Source organism: Bacillus sp. SD075, from assembly GCF_017355165.1.
Taxonomy (GTDB): Bacteria; Bacillota; Bacilli; order Bacillales; family DSM-1321; genus Peribacillus.
Genome location: NZ_JADILK010000003.1, coordinates 17,228 through 34,421, shown reverse-complemented (window position 1 = coordinate 34,421; position 17,194 = coordinate 17,228). Strand labels below are relative to the sequence as shown.

15 protein-coding genes are annotated in these 17,194 nt (G+C 41.0%); all 15 read left to right on the top strand.

Translation table 11 applies throughout. The features are described 5' to 3' along the window. Nucleotides 1-47 precede the first annotated feature (47 nt). On the top strand, nt 48-839 hold the full coding sequence (locus tag IOC57_RS03435; protein WP_063231810.1) for a DUF3388 domain-containing protein: 792 nt from the start codon (nt 48-50) through the stop codon (nt 837-839). Nucleotides 840-847: 8 nt separating this feature from the next. Further along, entirely contained in the window at nt 848-1,750 is a 903-nt protein-coding gene (locus IOC57_RS03430; RefSeq protein ID WP_309487659.1) for a helix-turn-helix domain-containing protein, read from the top strand. 165 nt (nt 1,751-1,915) lie between these two features. Next, complete coding sequence (pgsA, locus tag IOC57_RS03425) at nt 1,916-2,500, top strand: CDP-diacylglycerol--glycerol-3-phosphate 3-phosphatidyltransferase (RefSeq protein ID WP_034313524.1); 585 nt, start codon at nt 1,916-1,918, stop codon at nt 2,498-2,500. 22 nt (nt 2,501-2,522) lie between these two features. Further along, a complete protein-coding gene (locus tag IOC57_RS03420) occupies nt 2,523-3,755 on the top strand; it encodes a competence/damage-inducible protein A (RefSeq protein WP_207437585.1) in 1,233 nt (410 codons plus the stop codon). A 347-nt stretch (nt 3,756-4,102) separates the two neighbouring features. Continuing rightward, nucleotides 4,103-5,149: a recombinase RecA gene (gene recA, locus IOC57_RS03415; protein ID WP_207437422.1), complete on the top strand. Its 1,047-nt coding sequence runs from the start codon at nt 4,103-4,105 to the stop codon at nt 5,147-5,149. Between the two features lie 352 nt (nt 5,150-5,501). After that, on the top strand, nt 5,502-7,061 hold the full coding sequence (gene rny, locus IOC57_RS03410) for a ribonuclease Y (protein WP_063231807.1): 1,560 nt from the start codon (nt 5,502-5,504) through the stop codon (nt 7,059-7,061). Nucleotides 7,062-7,213: 152 nt separating this feature from the next. Then, a complete protein-coding gene (locus IOC57_RS03405; protein ID WP_207437421.1) occupies nt 7,214-8,011 on the top strand; it encodes a TIGR00282 family metallophosphoesterase in 798 nt (265 codons plus the stop codon). Between the two features lie 174 nt (nt 8,012-8,185). Beyond that, a complete protein-coding gene (spoVS, locus tag IOC57_RS03400) occupies nt 8,186-8,446 on the top strand; it encodes a stage V sporulation protein SpoVS (RefSeq protein WP_029281188.1) in 261 nt (86 codons plus the stop codon). Between the two features lie 132 nt (nt 8,447-8,578). Next, complete coding sequence (locus IOC57_RS03395; protein ID WP_286184496.1) at nt 8,579-9,514, top strand: dipeptidase; 936 nt, start codon at nt 8,579-8,581, stop codon at nt 9,512-9,514. Nucleotides 9,515-9,731: 217 nt separating this feature from the next. Next, nucleotides 9,732-11,489 carry a 2-oxoacid:acceptor oxidoreductase subunit alpha gene (locus tag IOC57_RS03390; protein ID WP_063231804.1) on the top strand — a complete coding sequence of 586 codons (1,758 nt, stop codon included), beginning with the start codon at nt 9,732-9,734 and terminating at the stop codon, nt 11,487-11,489. Further along, nucleotides 11,476-12,342 (top strand): 2-oxoacid:ferredoxin oxidoreductase subunit beta, encoded by an 867-nt coding sequence (locus IOC57_RS03385; RefSeq protein ID WP_057278380.1) that lies wholly within the window; start codon nt 11,476-11,478, stop codon nt 12,340-12,342. Before IOC57_RS03390 ends, IOC57_RS03385 begins: the two co-directional genes overlap by 14 nt. A 580-nt stretch (nt 12,343-12,922) precedes the next feature. After that, on the top strand, nt 12,923-13,963 hold the full coding sequence (gene tdh, locus IOC57_RS03380; RefSeq protein WP_207437583.1) for an L-threonine 3-dehydrogenase: 1,041 nt from the start codon (nt 12,923-12,925) through the stop codon (nt 13,961-13,963). Between the two features lie 342 nt (nt 13,964-14,305). After that, nucleotides 14,306-15,850, top strand: a complete 1,545-nt coding sequence (gene miaB / locus IOC57_RS03375) for a tRNA (N6-isopentenyl adenosine(37)-C2)-methylthiotransferase MiaB (RefSeq protein ID WP_207437420.1) — start codon at nt 14,306-14,308, stop codon at nt 15,848-15,850. A 1-nt stretch (nt 15,851) separates the two neighbouring features. Then, nucleotides 15,852-16,280, top strand: coding sequence for a YlbF/YmcA family competence regulator (locus tag IOC57_RS03370; RefSeq protein ID WP_207437419.1), 429 nt, complete (start codon nt 15,852-15,854; stop codon nt 16,278-16,280). 211 nt (nt 16,281-16,491) lie between these two features. Beyond that, nucleotides 16,492-17,031 carry an outer spore coat protein CotE gene (locus tag IOC57_RS03365; protein WP_192204090.1) on the top strand — a complete coding sequence of 180 codons (540 nt, stop codon included), beginning with the start codon at nt 16,492-16,494 and terminating at the stop codon, nt 17,029-17,031. The last annotated feature ends 163 nt before the right edge of the window (nt 17,032-17,194 follow it).

Sequence of the window (17,194 nt, the reverse complement as noted above, 5' to 3'; positions counted from 1 at the left end):
TTTGCCCTTGAGTAGGGTAAAAGCTTTTAGGCTTAAGGAGTGTTATCGTGGAGAATAAAGAATGGTATTTTGAATATGAAATTCAAGTCAACCGTCCTGGTTTATTAGGGGATATTTCATCCCTTCTGGGTATGCTTTCCATTAATATCATCACCATTAACGGGGTCGATGAAGGCAGGCGTGGTTTACTTTTGTTGGCGAAAGACAGCCGTAATATAGAAAGATTCGAGTCAATCCTCCGTACGATGGATACGATTAAGGTCATTAAACTTAGGGAACCTAAATTGCGTGACCGCCTCGCAGTCAGACATGGACGTTATATTCAGCGCGATGCCGATGAGAAAAACACCTTTAGGTTTGTTCGTGATGAACTAGGCTTGCTTGTCGATTTCCTGGCCGAGCTATTTAAACAGGAAGGTCATAAATTAATTGGGATACGAGGGATGCCTCGTGTCGGGAAAACTGAATCTATCGTAGCCTCGAGTGTATGTGCTAATAAGAGATGGTTGTTTGTGTCATCGACCCTTTTAAAGCAGACTATCCGCAGTCAGCTTATTGAGGATGAATATAATAATGATAATTTGTTCATTTTAGATGGAATTGTTTCCACTCGCCGTGCAAATGAGCGTCACTGGCAGTTGATCCGTGAAATAATGAGGCTTGATGCTGTCAAAGTAATCGAACATCCGGATGTTTTTGTCCAAAATACGGAGTATACCCTCGAAGACTTTGATTATATTATTGAATTGCGAAACAATCCTGAAGAAGAAATAACATATGAAGTTGTCGACCAAAAAGACCAGTTTTCAGGGTCGGATTTTGGTTCCTTTGACTTTTAAAATGGCAGGTGTTTTATTTGACTGAGTTAGGTATTCGATTAAAGGAAGCTAGGGAAGCCAAAGGTCTTAGCTTAGAAGGTTTGCAGGAATTAACAAAGATTCAAAAGCGTTACCTCATTGGCATTGAAGAGGGAAATTACAGTATGATGCCTGGAAAGTTCTATGTACGTGCATTCATAAAGCAATATTGTGAAGCGGTCGGACTGGATTCAGAAGAGATTTTCGAACAATATAAGAGTGAAATACCATCGGTCTATAGCGAGGAATTGCCAGAGCAGCTTTCAAGGGTCCAATCCCGAAAAACCATACCGGCAGGAGATTCAAAAGTTGTAGAAATGTTACCGAAGATCTTGGCTGCCGTTTTAGTCATTGGTGCGGCCGTATTGATTTGGGTACTGGTATTGAACTATATGAGTAATCCGGATAACGATGACAAAAAGGACGCAAAACAGAGCGATTCCGTGGGTTACAATAAAAGTGAAGAGTTTAACAAAGAAGAAGATAATGCAGACCAAAAACAGAATGAAAAAAAATCAGACTCATCTGATGAGAAGAATGAAGATGATGTCAAAGATGAAAAGAAAGAGCAAGAACTTGCCGTTACCAGTACCAGCGGTAAAAATAGTACGTATGAATTAAAAAATATCGATACCTTTAAATTAAAGGTGACCTCCAAGGGCTCACCATGGGTCGGCATAAAAAATGGTGAAGGTAAATTGCTTTTCCAGGGCACTATCGACAAGGACAAAAGCCAGGTAATTGATTTCACCAATGAAAAAGAAGCTGTCATCAATATAGGCAGAGCATATGAAACTGAGATTTATGTGAATGATGAGAAGCTGGAGTATTCCATTTCACCGACTGAAGTGAATACGCAATTGGTTACGATACAATTTACGAAAGCCGAATAGTCATCTTATAGATGACTATTTTTGCTCTATATAATAGTAAAGCGTCGGGAAATGGTTTACCCGGCATATAAGATTGGATTTTGAGTTAAATTATACATATAAGCATTGTTTTAGATTTAAGACGCATTGCCCAAATGGCAGGCGTAAATTTTGGAGGTAAAAGTTTTGAATCTGCCTAATAAGATTACAGTAGCAAGAATCTGTTTAATACCCGTATTTTTAATCATCATGCTCGTTCCTTTTTCATGGGGGACGTTGACTTGGGGAGAATACAGTTTGCCAGTGGCTCACTTAGCTGGAGCCATCCTCTTTATTATAGCTTCCACTACGGATTGGATCGATGGCCATTTTGCCAGAAAATATAATATGATTACTGATTTAGGGAAATTTTTAGATCCATTGGCTGATAAACTTCTGGTTTCGGCTGCCCTAATCGTTTTGGTTGATCTAGATTTAATGTACGGTCAATCTTGGATTGCCATCGTAATCATAAGTCGAGAGTTTGCAGTCACCGGATTGCGTCTGGTGTTAGCGGGTACAGGGGAAGTGGTTGCAGCGAACCAGCTTGGTAAAATTAAAACATGGGCACAAATTGTTTCTATTTCGGCATTATTGCTGCATAACCTTCCTTTTGCCCTCATTTCACTTCCATTTGCCAATATCGCATTATGGATTGCATTAATCTTTACAATCTGGTCAGGTTTGGATTATTTTATAAAAAACAAGGAAGTATTTGTTAATTCAAAGTAAAACGAATGGTGGTTTTGAAAAGATGGATGCGGAAATCATTGCAGTGGGCTCAGAGCTTCTTTTAGGACAAATCAATAACACTAATGGAAGGTTCTTATCGCAGCAGTTTGCGGAAATGGGGATCAACGTTTTTTACCATACGGTGGTCGGGGATAATGACCGCCGTTTACAACAAGCTATAGAAATCGCTGAATCGAGGGCGAACTTGATTGTCTTTACCGGTGGACTTGGTCCTACCAAAGATGATTTAACGAAAGAAACGATTGCTCGCCATATAGGGAAAAAGCTCGTTTTCAATGATGAAGCTTTGCAATCCATTGAGGCTTACTTCCAAAAACGGGAACGACCTATGACGGAAAACAACAAAAAGCAGGCCCTTGTCTTAGAAGGCAGTGAAGTGCTGGCGAACGATCATGGCATGGCACCTGGAATGGTCTTGTCCAAATCTGGAATTACCTATATGCTCCTACCTGGTCCACCAAGTGAAATGGAGCCAATGTTTTTAAGTTATGGCTATGAAAAGATCATGAATAAATTGGAAAAGCATGAACGGATCGATTCCAAGGTTCTTCGGTTCTACGGTATAGGTGAAGCCGAACTGGAAACGGTGATTGAAGATCTCCTTGTCAATCAAACGAATCCGACAATTGCTCCGCTGGCAGCTGAAGGGGAAGTGACCTTAAGGATCACCGCTAAAGACTCTTCTAAAGAAAAATGCGAAGAGCTTATTTTAGAAGCGGAAAAAGAAATTCTCAGCAGGGTCGGTAAGTTCCATTACGGAAGTGATAATACTTCGCTAATAAAGGAACTTGTAAAAGAATTAACGGTCCGCAAGCTTTCAATCGCGGCAGCTGAAAGCTTGACCGGAGGGATGTTCCAAGAACAGCTGACAACCATCCCGGGTGCCGGTAAAGTATTCAAAGGCGGAATGGTCTGCTATACGAATGATGCGAAGGCGAATGTCCTTGGCGTCACTGATGATACGATATCTAAGCATGGGGTGGTCAGCGGTGAGTGTGCAATGGAAATGGCCTCTAATGTCCGGAGCAAGCTCGATGCGGATGTAGGCATAAGCTTTACGGGTGTTGCAGGGCCTGATGAACAAGAAGGCAAGCCTGTAGGTACAGTATTTATCGGCATTTCCTATCGTGATGGGAACACTCATTTCAAGGAGCTGAATCTTTCCGGAAGCAGGGCGCAAAACCGTATTCGAAGTGTGAAATACGGCTGTCATTACCTGTTAAGGGATTTATAAGCGCTAAAAGCAGAGCTTTTTTACAGCTCTGCTTTTATTTAGCTTGAGAAGTTTGTTTTTTGAGAAATAGGGAAAAAAGAAAAAAGTTAATTCAATGAAAATGTTTTTTTAAAGGGAGTAAGTGAAAGGAAATGGAGATTACCTTAAGATAAAACGTTTTTTCACAAAGGATATCCCGAAAGAAAAAACGAATGAATGTTCGACTTTTTGCTTGGCAAAATAGTAAAAAGAGTATATAGTAAAGATAGGTTTTGAGACAGGATACAAACCTTGATCTCAAATAATTGCTAACGTAAGTACACCTTTAATCGGACAGCCGGTTATTTGAATATAGAGGAGGAAATTGAGTGAGTGATCGTCAAGCGGCTTTAGATATGGCGTTAAAACAAATTGAAAAACAATTTGGTAAAGGTTCCATTATGAAACTGGGAGAACAGTCTGATCGTAGGATTTCAACGATTTCAAGCGGTTCTTTAGCATTGGACGTAGCATTGGGAGTGGGCGGATATCCAAGAGGCCGGGTCATTGAGATATATGGACCCGAAAGCTCTGGTAAAACGACTGTTGCATTACATGCTATCGCAGAAGTACAAAAGACTGGTGGCACGGCTGCATTCATTGATGCCGAGCATGCCTTAGATCCAGCATATTCAGAAAAACTTGGTGTGAATATCGATGAGTTACTGCTTTCACAGCCAGATACGGGTGAACAAGCCTTAGAGATCGCTGAAGCTTTAGTTCGAAGTGGAGCGGTGGATATCATTGTCATTGACTCGGTGGCAGCGCTTGTTCCTAAAGCTGAGATCGAAGGCGAAATGGGAGATTCCCATATGGGTCTTCAAGCCCGGATGATGTCTCAGGCACTAAGAAAACTATCTGGTGCCATTAATAAATCAAATACAATTGCCATTTTCATTAACCAAGTCCGTGAAAAAATCGGTGTTATGTTTGGGAATCCTGAAACGACTCCGGGAGGCCGGGCATTGAAGTTCTATTCAACTGTTCGTCTGGAAGTGCGCCGTGCGGAACAACTAAAACAAGGAAATGAAATTGTCGGTAATAAAACCAAAATCAAAGTTGTAAAAAACAAGGTCGCTCCACCATTCCGTCAAGCGGAAGTTGACATCATGTATGGTCAAGGGATTTCCCAGGAAGGTGAAATCATCGATATGGGTGCAGATCTTGATATCGTCCTTAAAAGCGGCTCGTGGTATTCATACAATGAAGAGCGTGTCGGACAAGGCCGTGAAAATGCGAAGCTGTTCTTGAAAGAAAATCAGGATATCGCTCAGGAAATTTCTCAGAAAATCAGAGACCACTATAATCTCGATGGAGAGCATGAATTACCACCTGAAGAAAATGAACCAGAAGAGCATTTTGAATTGCTTGATTAATGTATATGGAAAAGGCCTAAGCTTGTTCGCTTAGGCCTTTTTTTTATAATTTCAGAAAAGGGCCAAATTTTCAGAGGATTAAATGGCATTGAAATCAGATTTACAGACTTCTTCCATAATGAATGATGTACATTATGATGGTTGATATTAAGAAAACTTGAATAATCATTGATACATAAGGGACAAACGCTTGACAATAAAAATTCTCAACTATACAATTAATATGTATATTTTACAATTTTTCAAACTAAAATTTTGAAAATTAAGTGCTGTATATTGAATTTATGTGCAATGTACTTGCCGACAGTTCAACATTTTATGTAAAAAGTTCATAGCAAGGGGAGGTGAAACGATGGAACCCATGACAATCATCTTCACTTTGCTTGGCCTAATCGTCGGTGCAGTTGTTGGTTATTTTATTCACAAATCAAAATTTGAGAGTAAAATAGCAGGGGCAAAGGGCTCTGCGGAACACATCCTTGAGGATGCAAAACGTGAAGCGGAAGCACTTAAGAAAGAAGCCTTGTTGGAAGCAAAAGATGAAATTCATAAAGTTCGTGCCGATTCTGATCGGGAAGCCCGTGAAAGAAGGAACGAATTACAAAAACAAGAAAATCGGTTATTGCAAAGAGAAGAGAATCTGGACCGCAAGGATGAAACGTTAGATAAACGTGAAAGCCTTTTGGAGAAAAAAGAAGATTCTCTAAACCAAAGACAACAGCATATTGAAGAGATGGAAAGCAAAGTGGACGAGACGGTTCGTAAGCAGCAAACAGAGCTTGAACGTGTTTCCGGTTTGACTCGTGAAGAAGCTAAAGCAATCATTATAGACCGAATGGAAAACGAGCTGGCTCATGATGTAGCGCTTATGATTAAAGAAAGTGATACCCGTGCCAAAGAAGAAGCTGATAAAAAAGCGAAAGAAGTCCTTTCACTTGCCATTCAGCGTTGTGCGGCTGATCATGTTGCAGAAACCACCGTTTCTGTAGTAAATCTTCCAAACGATGAAATGAAAGGACGGATAATCGGACGTGAAGGACGAAATATCCGGACGTTAGAAACGCTAACAGGTATTGACCTTATTATTGATGATACTCCTGAAGCTGTCATTTTATCTGGATTCGATCCAATTAGACGGGAAACGGCACGCTTGGCTCTTGAGAAACTTGTTCAGGACGGACGGATCCATCCGGCCCGCATTGAAGAAATGGTAGACAAAGCAAGACGTGAGGTAGATGAACATATTCGTGAAATTGGTGAACAAACAACTTTTGAAGTTGGAGTTCACGGTCTCCATCCAGATCTCATCAAAATACTAGGACGTTTGAAGTTCCGTACCAGTTATGGGCAAAACGTACTTAAACATTCAATTGAAGTGGCCCAGCTTTCAGGTTTATTGGCCGCTGAGCTTGGTGAGGATGAAGTTCTTGCCCGCCGTGCAGGTTTATTGCATGATATTGGGAAAGCGATTGATCATGAAGTGGAAGGCAGTCACGTTGAAATTGGCGTTGAATTAGCAACCAAATATAAAGAGCATCCAACTGTCATTAACAGCATCGCTTCACATCATGGCGATACGGAACCAACTTCCATCATTTCAGTGCTTGTGGCTGCTGCTGATGCATTATCAGCTGCAAGACCGGGAGCTAGAAGTGAAACGCTTGAAAATTACATTAGAAGACTTGAAAAACTTGAGGAAATTTCCGAATCCTATGATGGAGTGGAAAAATCCTTTGCGATTCAAGCCGGACGAGAAGTGCGGATTCTAGTGAAACCAGAACAAATCGATGATCTTTCGGCCCATCGACTCGCACGTGATATCCGGAAAAGGATTGAAGAAGAGCTCGATTACCCAGGTCATATAAAAGTCACGGTCATCCGTGAAACAAGAGCAGTCGAATACGCCAAATAATTGTTGATGAAAGACGAAGTGGTGCATACCACTTCGTCTTTTCCTTTTCCGATATTGAACGTTAAGGGTAATTCATATAATTACCCCAAATTATGTTACAATACATACTTGAATAATTCATATAATTAGGTGAATCTAGAAAGGGTTTTACAATGAAATTGCTATTTATTGGAGATGTAGTGGGGTCTCTTGGTCGTGACATGATCCAAGAATACCTTCCTAAGCTAAAAGAAAAGTATCATCCGCATATCACGGTCATCAACGGCGAGAATGCAGCAAGTGGCCGGGGAATCACAGAAAAGATTTACCGCAGTTTTTTAGAGTGGGGAGCGCAGGCGGTGACAATGGGAAACCATACATGGGATAATCGTGATATTTTCAATTTTATTGAAGAAGCGAAATATCTCGTCCGTCCGGCAAACTTTCCAGACGGGGCACCTGGAGAAGGAATGAAATTTTTGAAATTTAACCAGTATGAAATAGCGGTCATCAATTTGCAAGCGAGAACGTTCATGCCGGATTTGGATTGTCCGTTCAAAAAGGCGGAAGAACTCGTAGCGGAGGCTCAAAAAAAGACACCAATCATCTTTGTCGATTTTCATGGAGAAGCTACAAGTGAAAAGCAAGCCATGGGGTGGTTCCTGGATGGGAAGGTTACAGCTGTTGTCGGTACACACACACACGTCCAGACAGCCGATAACCGTATATTACCTGCAGGCACCGCTTACATATCAGATGTAGGCATGACAGGACCGTATGATGGCATTCTTGGTATGGAGAGAGAGGCAGTTATCCATCGGTTCCTAACAAGCCTTCCTGTTCGTTTCGAAGTGCCAAAAGAGGGACGAACCCTATTAAGTGGGGTTCTCCTTGAAATTGATGATAAAACGGGCAAGGCAAAAAAAATTGAAAGAATACTGATTAACGAAGATCATCCCTTTTATCATTGAGTCGAACGGATGGACAGTCAAACTGGCCATTCGTTTTCCCTTTCATGAATAAATGGTGTACAATCCCGGTTTTCTTTGTCATACAAGTTTTACTTGATGAATATAGTAGCAGTGGAAAGTGTTATAACTATTGAGCCAAGTTAGAATCGGCAGGGAAAACAAGGAGGACTAGGAATGGAAATATTAAAAGTTTCAGCAAAATCTAATCCTAATTCTGTAGCAGGCGCACTAGCGGGAGTGCTCAGGGAAAGAGGGGCAGCCGAAATTCAAGCAATCGGTGCAGGTGCGTTAAATCAAGCCGTCAAGGCAGTAGCAATCGCAAGAGGGTTTGTCGCACCTAGTGGAGTTGACTTGATTTGTATTCCTGCCTTTACAGATATACTTATTGATGGCGAAGAGAGAACGGCAATAAAACTAATCATTGAACCAAGATAATTCCATGTTTGGGTGTCCTGTTTGTCGGATGGCGAGCAGGCTCTTTTTTGTCGTGAAATCCAAATGACGAAAGACCCGAGTCCCGATATTAAGGAATATAATCACAAAAAAGGTACAGGAAGGGGGATTACTTTGAAGATTTTTGATGCACATTGTGATGTGCTGATGAAGATGTTCATCGATCCGGATATTTCTTTTACGAATAGTGACAAATTACATATAACAAAGCGGGGGTTATTGGGAGAAGGGGGAAAAGTCCAATGTTTTGCAATATATATTCCTGAAAAAGTCCACCCTGATATGAGATTTCAAGCTGCTTTGGCGATGGTGGATATTTTTCATGAAAAGATTTTATCAGAGCCGGAAATGAAATTTATAAAGACCAAGGCAGACATCGAATCTTTAAAAGAAAAGGAAATCGGTGCAATGCTAACTTTAGAGGGGTGCGATTGCATTGGCAATGATTTGTTGAAATTGAAAACCCTTATTCAGCTTGGAGTGTCCTCCGTAGGTCTAACTTGGAATTACGCTAACTTTGTAGCGGATGGGGCATTAGAAACAAGAGGGGGTGGATTGACAGAATTTGGAGCCGAGGTGGTTACGTTATTGAATGAGAAGTCGATTTGGTGTGATTTATCCCATTTGTCCGAAGCTGGATTTTGGGACACCATAAAGTTGGCGAAATTCCCAATTGCCTCTCATTCGAATGCTTATCATCTTTGTCCGAATCCGCGAAATTTAAAAGACACCCAGATAAAAGCCCTTTTGCAGAAGAATGGGGTAATCGGCGTAACCTTTGTCCCTCAATTTCTAGCAAATGGTGATTCGGCTACGATAAAGGATATCTTGAAACATATAGAGCATATATGCAGTTTGGGTGGGGAAAGACAAATTGGATTAGGGTCTGACTTCGATGGAATCGATCATATGGTAAAAAATTTAATGTCATTTAAGGATTATCATAATTTAATCAATGAACTGAACAAGCTGTATTCAAATGAGTTTGTAAAAGGTCTCCTTTTTGATAATTTCACTCGTAATTTTCCGATTGAAAAGGAAATATCTTAAGTGATTTTTAATTCTTACTATATAGATATGAATAAATATTCTGAAAATATAAAAAATAAAAGCAAAAAGGTTGCAATTTAATGATTTAACCGATAGAATTGAAAGCGTTTAGTACACCTTTCCTAAATTAGAACCATTAATTATACATAGTTTAATGTTCTCAAGAGAGGTGCGGTTAAATGCATTTATATACGAACGTCCTAAAGGAGTGTAAGACATGATCAATCAACTTTCATGGAAAGTTGGCGGACAACAAGGTGAAGGTATTGAAAGTACAGGAGAGATATTCTGTATTGCCCTCAATCGCTTAGGTTATTACTTGTATGGCTACCGTCATTTCTCATCCCGAATCAAGGGTGGACACACGAATAACAAAATTCGTGTAAGTACTACAGAAACTCGTGCTATCTCTGATGATTTAGACATCTTAGTTGCTTTTGACCAAGAAACAATTGACGTCAATTATAAAGAATTACATGAAGGCGGCATCATAATCGCAGATGCAAAATTCAAACCTGTCTGCCCGGAAGATACAAAGGCGGAATTATATATTGTTCCATTTACGGAAATAGCAGCCGAATTAGGAACATCATTAATGAAAAATATGGTCGCCATCGGTGCGACATGTGCTGTTCTAGGAATGGAAATTTCCGTATTCAATGATGTGGTTGATGAAATATTTGGCCGTAAAGGTGAAGAAATCGTTAAGAAAAATATGGATGCCATTACTGCTGGCTATAAGGCAATGGAAGTGATGCTTGGAGAAAAACTGGGTGCAATGGAGCTGGAAAAGGCAGACGGCCAAAAACGAATGTTCATGATCGGTAACGATGCCATCGCTTTGGGAGCAGTTGCAGGCGGTTGCCGCTTCATGGCAGCTTACCCGATTACTCCGGCCTCGGAAATTATGGAATACCTAATTAAAAAACTTCCTCAATTTGGTGGGACGGTCATACAGACTGAAGATGAAATCGCGGCGGCTACAATGGCAATCGGTGCAAACTATGGCGGTGTACGTGCCATAACAGCTTCAGCTGGACCTGGACTTTCCTTGAAAATGGAAGCGATTGGTTTAGCGGGCATTACCGAAACGCCTATTGTCATCGTCGATACTCAACGTGGCGGTCCATCTACGGGACTTCCTACCAAACAGGAGCAATCCGATTTAATGGCCATGATTTATGGTACACATGGTGAAATACCTAAAATCGTCATGGCTCCGAGTACTGTTGAGGAAGCTTTTTATGATACAGCAGAAGCATTCAACCTTGCAGAGGAATATCAATGTCCTGTTATCGTTTTATCCGACTTACAGCTATCATTAGGTAAACAAACGGTTCAGCCGCTTGATTACGGCAAAGTGGAGATAAGACGCGGGAAATTGGTTGACTTTGAAATTGAAGAGGCTGAAAACAAATCTTACTTCAAGCGTTATGAAGTAACGGAAGACGGAGTCTCACCACGAGTAGTGCCTGGTATGAAAAATGGAATTCACCATGTTACAGGTGTAGAACATGATGAAACGGGCAGACCTTCTGAGACGGCTTTGAATCGTAAATTGCAGATGGATAAACGGATGCGTAAGCTGAATAATTTAACTAATACATTCCAAACACCAGTATACAAAAACACTCCGCATGAAGAAGCGGATTTATTAATTCTTGGCTTTAACTCAACACGCGGGACGATTGATGAGGCAATCGGCCGGTTAGAAACGGATGGAATGAAAGTGAATCATGCGCAAATCCGTTTGATTCATCCTTTCCCAGCTGATGAAGTCCTATCATTGGTGCAAAGTGCTAAGAAAGTAGTAGTTATTGAAAATAATGCGACTGGACAATTGGCTAATATTATCAAGATGAATGTCGGACATGTTAATAAAATTAAAAGCATCCTAAAATATGATGGCAACCCATTCCTCCCGCATGAAATTCACACACAATGCAAGGAGATGTTCGAATATGGCAACGTTTAAAGAGTTTCGGAATGATGTAAAACCTAACTGGTGTCCTGGCTGCGGAGATTTCTCCGTTCAGGCTGCGATGCAGCGTGCGGCAGCCAATGTAGGATTGGAGCCGGAGAATTTGGCTGTTGTTTCCGGTATTGGCTGTTCAGGGCGTATATCCGGTTACATCAAGTCATATGGTTTCCACGGCATCCATGGCCGCTCACTGCCGATTGCCCAAGGAGTTAAAATGGCCAACCGTGAATTGACCGTTATAGCTTCAGGCGGTGACGGAGATGGTTTTGCAATCGGGATGGGACACACTATCCATGCAATCCGCCGTAATATCGACATTACGTACATTGTAATGGATAACCAAATTTATGGATTGACAAAAGGCCAGACTTCTCCTAGATCTGCTGCTGGATTTAAAACGAAATCCACTCCAGAGGGTTCAATAGAACAGGCTGTATCACCTATGGAATTAGCATTGTCAGCTGGCGCTACGTTTGTTGCCCAAAGCTTTTCCACTGACTTGAAAGACCTGACGGCGATCATTGAAGCAGGGATAAACCATAAAGGGTTCTCCTTTATCAATGTTTTCTCTCCTTGCGTAACATACAATAAGATCAATACGTATGATTGGTTTAAACAAAACTTAACTAAATTGAACACGATTGAAGGCTATGATTCATCAAATAAAGAACAGGCCATGCAGACTTTGATGCAACATGACAGCCTTGTGACAGGAATTATTTATCAAGACTCTTCACGCCCTTCATACCAGGAATTAGTGCCAGGGTATGCTGAAAAAGCGTTAAATAAATCAGATTTGACACTGGATCAAGCGCACTTTGATAAGCTTGTTGCTGAATTTATGTAAAAAATTAAAAGGTTCACCCCTTAAGACGGGGTGAACCTTTTTTGTAATTAATAGGAAAGCTCAAGTAGAGAGAATTACTATACTCTCTAAATTAGCTTACCAAAAACCGTTATTGCATCCACAGCCGAATGAGAAGAAATTGCAACGATTCCTTCTTCTGCAACCACAATTGTGATGGCGGTCCCGATCGCGGTCGTGGTCCCGATCCCGGTCGCGGTCCCGATCCCGATCGCGGTCGCGCCTATTACAGCCTTTCACAGCACGACAAAAATCGTCTGCGATTCTGTCGTTATCTCTGTTCCGATCGCGGTCCCGATCCCGATCCCGATCATGATTATTGCATCCACATGACATATAAGTCACTCCTTCATAATTTTGTTTTACAAGATATCTTATTCGAGAGCGGACAAGATGTTATAGAAACATGCCCTATTTAACAAAAATGTACGAATTCCCTAAAAATCATCATGTGAAAAGGCCGTACAAAAGCGATTATGGTATTTTTGTGATTCATTTTTCATATCTTTACATATTAAGGTAGACAAAAAAGAACAGCCCTATTTCAGGGGGAATGTACATGTTGAAAGGTAAAATGAAAGCAGTCGTCAAACACCACCGAGGTTATGGGGCACAATTACAAGTTGTCGATATACCTGAAATTCGTGATGACGAGGTCTTGATTCGAGTGAAAATGACCTCGATCTGCGGAACGGATATTCATATTTTCACCTGGGATGAATGGTCACAGGTAAGAGTGAATCCACCATACGTATTTGGTCATGAATTTGCTGGGGAAGTAATCGAGATAGGAGCAAGTGTAAGCAATGTTTCGGTGGGTGATTGCGTATCTGCAGAAACACATATAGTTTGCGGTACATGCAGGCAGTGCTTAAACGGGCAATTCCATATTTGTAAAAAAACAAACATTATCGGTGTGGATAAACAAGGGTGCTTTGCAGAGTATATAGCTCTGCCAGCCAAAAATTTATGGAAAAATCCAAGTGATATGCCACTCGATATAGCTACCATTCAAGAACCGATGGGTAATGCAGTCCATTCAGTATTAGCTGGGGAGGTAGTGGGGAAAAAGGTGGCGATAATCGGTTGTGGTCCAATTGGGCTTATGGCGATTGCTGTAGCAAAGGCCGCGGGTGCTGATAAAGTAATCGCTCTTGATATTAATGATTACCGACTTCAGCTTGCCAAAAAGATGGGTGCTACAGACCTCATTCATTCAATTAAACAGAATCCATTGGAAATCACGAAGAGCCTCACAAATGCGGATGGAATGGATGTTGTTTGCGAAATGAGCGGTAATCCTGCAGCTATCCAACAAGGGTTTAAGATGGCGACGAATGGTGGAAGAATATCAATTCTAAGCCTGCCTTCTAAGCCCGTCACGCTTAATATAACAGAGGATATTGTATTCAAGGGCCTTACTGTCCAAGGGATAACTGGTAGGAAGATGTTTTCGACCTGGCAACAGGTTTCAAGTCTGCTTGACAGTGGCAAGGTTGATGTAAAACCAATGATTACCCACCGGTTTTCACTTAGCGATTTTGAAAAGGGATTTGAACTGATGATTAAAGGTCAGTGTGGTAAGGTTCTCCTTATACCGTAACATCTGAAAAGGTGGAATTGCTTTGTCTGCATTTCGAAAAACCTGGAAAGGGGAAGGCATCATCCAAATATGATAAGGAGAGGCTAATTTCGTCGTAGCCTCTGCTTATCATGTACTTATTTTCTGTATTTGTGAAAAATTTCTTACAATTGAGGAAGCCACGACAGAATGATTGTTTCTTGCTGTTAAAAGCTTTATACTATGATAATGTGGATATATCACACTTAATAGCAAATATTTACTGGTAATTCTTAAAAAGGAATCCGTATAAATCCATTTGAAGATAGGTCTTGAAATAGTTGGTGAAAGAAATAAACTAACTATTTTGAAAGGAGAATAACTATGAACGAGAAACAACGATTAGAATCACAACAAGTACAGGCTGAGAATCCAGCGGACAAAAAATCCGAGAAGGACTTCAGTAAGTATTTTCAAGCCGTTTATATTCCGCCTTCCTTAAAAGATGCGAAAAAGCGAGGGAAAGAAGAAGTAGAATATCATGATGACTTTGCAATTCCTGAAGGTTTCCGTGGAATGGGAGAAGGTAAAAAGTTTTACATTCGTACTTACGGCTGTCAAATGAATGAACATGATACGGAAGTCATGGCGGGCATCTTTATGGCACTTGGTTATCGGCCGACAGACACGGTGGATGATGCTAACGTCATTTTACTTAACACTTGTGCGATTCGGGAAAACGCAGAGAATAAAGTGTTCGGTGAATTGGGACATTTAAAATCATTGAAATTGGAAAAGCCGGATCTATTGCTTGGGGTTTGCGGTTGTATGTCACAAGAGGAATCAGTTGTAAAGCGGATTCTAGAGAAGCACCATTTTGTAGATATGATTTTTGGAACGCATAATATCCACCGGTTGCCTCAAATTCTTAATGAAGCTTATCTTTCCAAGGAAATGGTCATTGAGGTTTGGTCTAAAGAAGGTGATGTAATCGAGAACCTTCCGAAAGTGCGTAAAGGAAAAACGAAGGCATGGGTCAATATCATGTATGGATGCGATAAGTTTTGTACATACTGCATCGTACCTTACACAAGAGGGAAAGAAAGAAGCCGCAGGCCTGAAGATATCATCCAAGAAGTCCGTCATTTAGCGGCACAGGGTTACAAGGAAATTACCTTGCTTGGACAGAATGTGAATGCTTACGGCAAAGATTTTACGGATATAGAATATCGTTTCGGCGATTTGATGGATGAAATCCGCAAAATCGACATTCCGCGTATTCGATTTACGACAAGCCATCCCCGTGATTTTGATGATCACTTGATTGAAGTACTGGCTAAAGGCGGAAATCTCGTTGACCATATCCATCTTCCAGTTCAATCGGGAAGTACGGACACACTTAAAATCATGGCCCGTAAATATACACGCGAACAATATTTAGAGCTGGTAAAAAAGATCAAGGAAGCTATCCCAAGTGCATCGCTAACCACTGACATCATTGTAGGTTATCCGAATGAAACGGAAGAGCACTTTGAAGAAACGATGTCTTTATACCGCGAAGTTGGTTTCGATGCAGCATATACTTACATCTATTCCCCACGTGAGGGAACACCTGCTGCGAAAATGCAGGATAATGTACCGATGGAAGTGAAAAAGGAACGTCTGCAACGCTTGAATGCCCTTGTCAATGAAACGTGCGCATTGAAAATGAAGGAGTATGATGGACAGATCGTTGAAGTGCTCGTTGAAGGCGAAAGCAAGAAGAATGCGGAAGTATTAGCAGGTTATACAACGAAAAATAAGCTCGTGAACTTCATAGGCCCAAAATCCGCTATTGGCCAAATCGTAAAAGTGAAAATCACCGGAACGAAAACATGGTCATTAAATGGGGATATGGTTGAAGAAGCAACGGCGATTGAGGTGGAATAATATGACTAAATATACTAAAGATGACATTCTGAACAAAGCGGCTGAGCTTGCTGAAATGATCGCCAGCACGGAAGAAGTAGATTTCTTTAAGCGGGCAGAAGCTCACATCAATGAAAACCAAAAGATCCGTGAAATGATCGCCAGCATCAAGAGCTTGCAAAAACAGGCTGTAAACTTCCAGCATTACGGCAAAGAGAAAGCATACAGCCAAGTTCAGGCCAAAATTGATTCACTGGAAAAACAATTGGATGAACTTCCGATCGTGCAAGAATTCAAACAATCCCAAGTGGATGTAAATGATCTTTTACAAATGGTCTCATCACAGGTATCGAATAAGGTGACGGACCTGATTATTGAATCGACCGAGGGAGACGTCCTTCGCGGTGAAACAGGTTCACAGGTACAAGCAGGCGGCGGAAGCTGTTCATGAATATTAAAAAGCCCTTCTGATTTCAGAAGGGCTTTTTAATATGCGGAAATCCTTATACAGTGCCCATTCGTGACACATATCCCAAAACATGCGCATAAAATAACCTAGGTTTAAAACATTACAGCAGTTTTCAAACAATTAAAATTCTACGCACAATAGACTTTTACCACGCATAGGATGAATGGAAACTGTATGAGGAGGGTTCGCTAGCATGTCACAATATAGAGAGATAATTACTAAAGCGGTGGTGGCAAAAGGACGTAAATTCACAAAGTCCTCTCACACCATTTGCCCGGCTCATCATCCTTCTAGCATTCTAGGTTGTTGGATCATCAACCATAAATACGATGCAAAGAAAGTCGGCAAAAAGGTAGAAATTCACGGCAGCTACGAAATCAACGTCTGGTATTCTTATAACCATAATTCGAAGACGGAAGTTGTAACTGAAAAGGTGCAATATACCGACGTTATTTCGCTGAAATACCGTGATCCCGATTGTCTTGATGACCATGAAATCGTTGCAAAAGCTGTCCAACAGCCGAATTGTTTAGAAGCTTGCATCTCCCCATGTGGACAAAAAATCATTGTCCATGTGGAAAGGGAATTCTTTGTGGAAGTCGTCGGCGAAACGAAAATTTGTGTCGCTGTAAGTCCAGATGGCCGCTGTGAGGATGACTGGGGCTCTGATTTCGATGATGAGGATTTCGAAGATTTAGATCCGGATTTCCTTGATGAATTCGAAGACGAATAGGATATAGAAATTAATACCGGATGACATTCCCTTCATCCGGTTTTATTTAATTTGAAGCGGGACAAGTCCCTTACAGATGGCAATGGAAAAAAATAGGAATGTACTGTTACTATCTCCGTGCGTATGGCTTTTCAGATACAGATTGCTCACAATTTAAAGAATG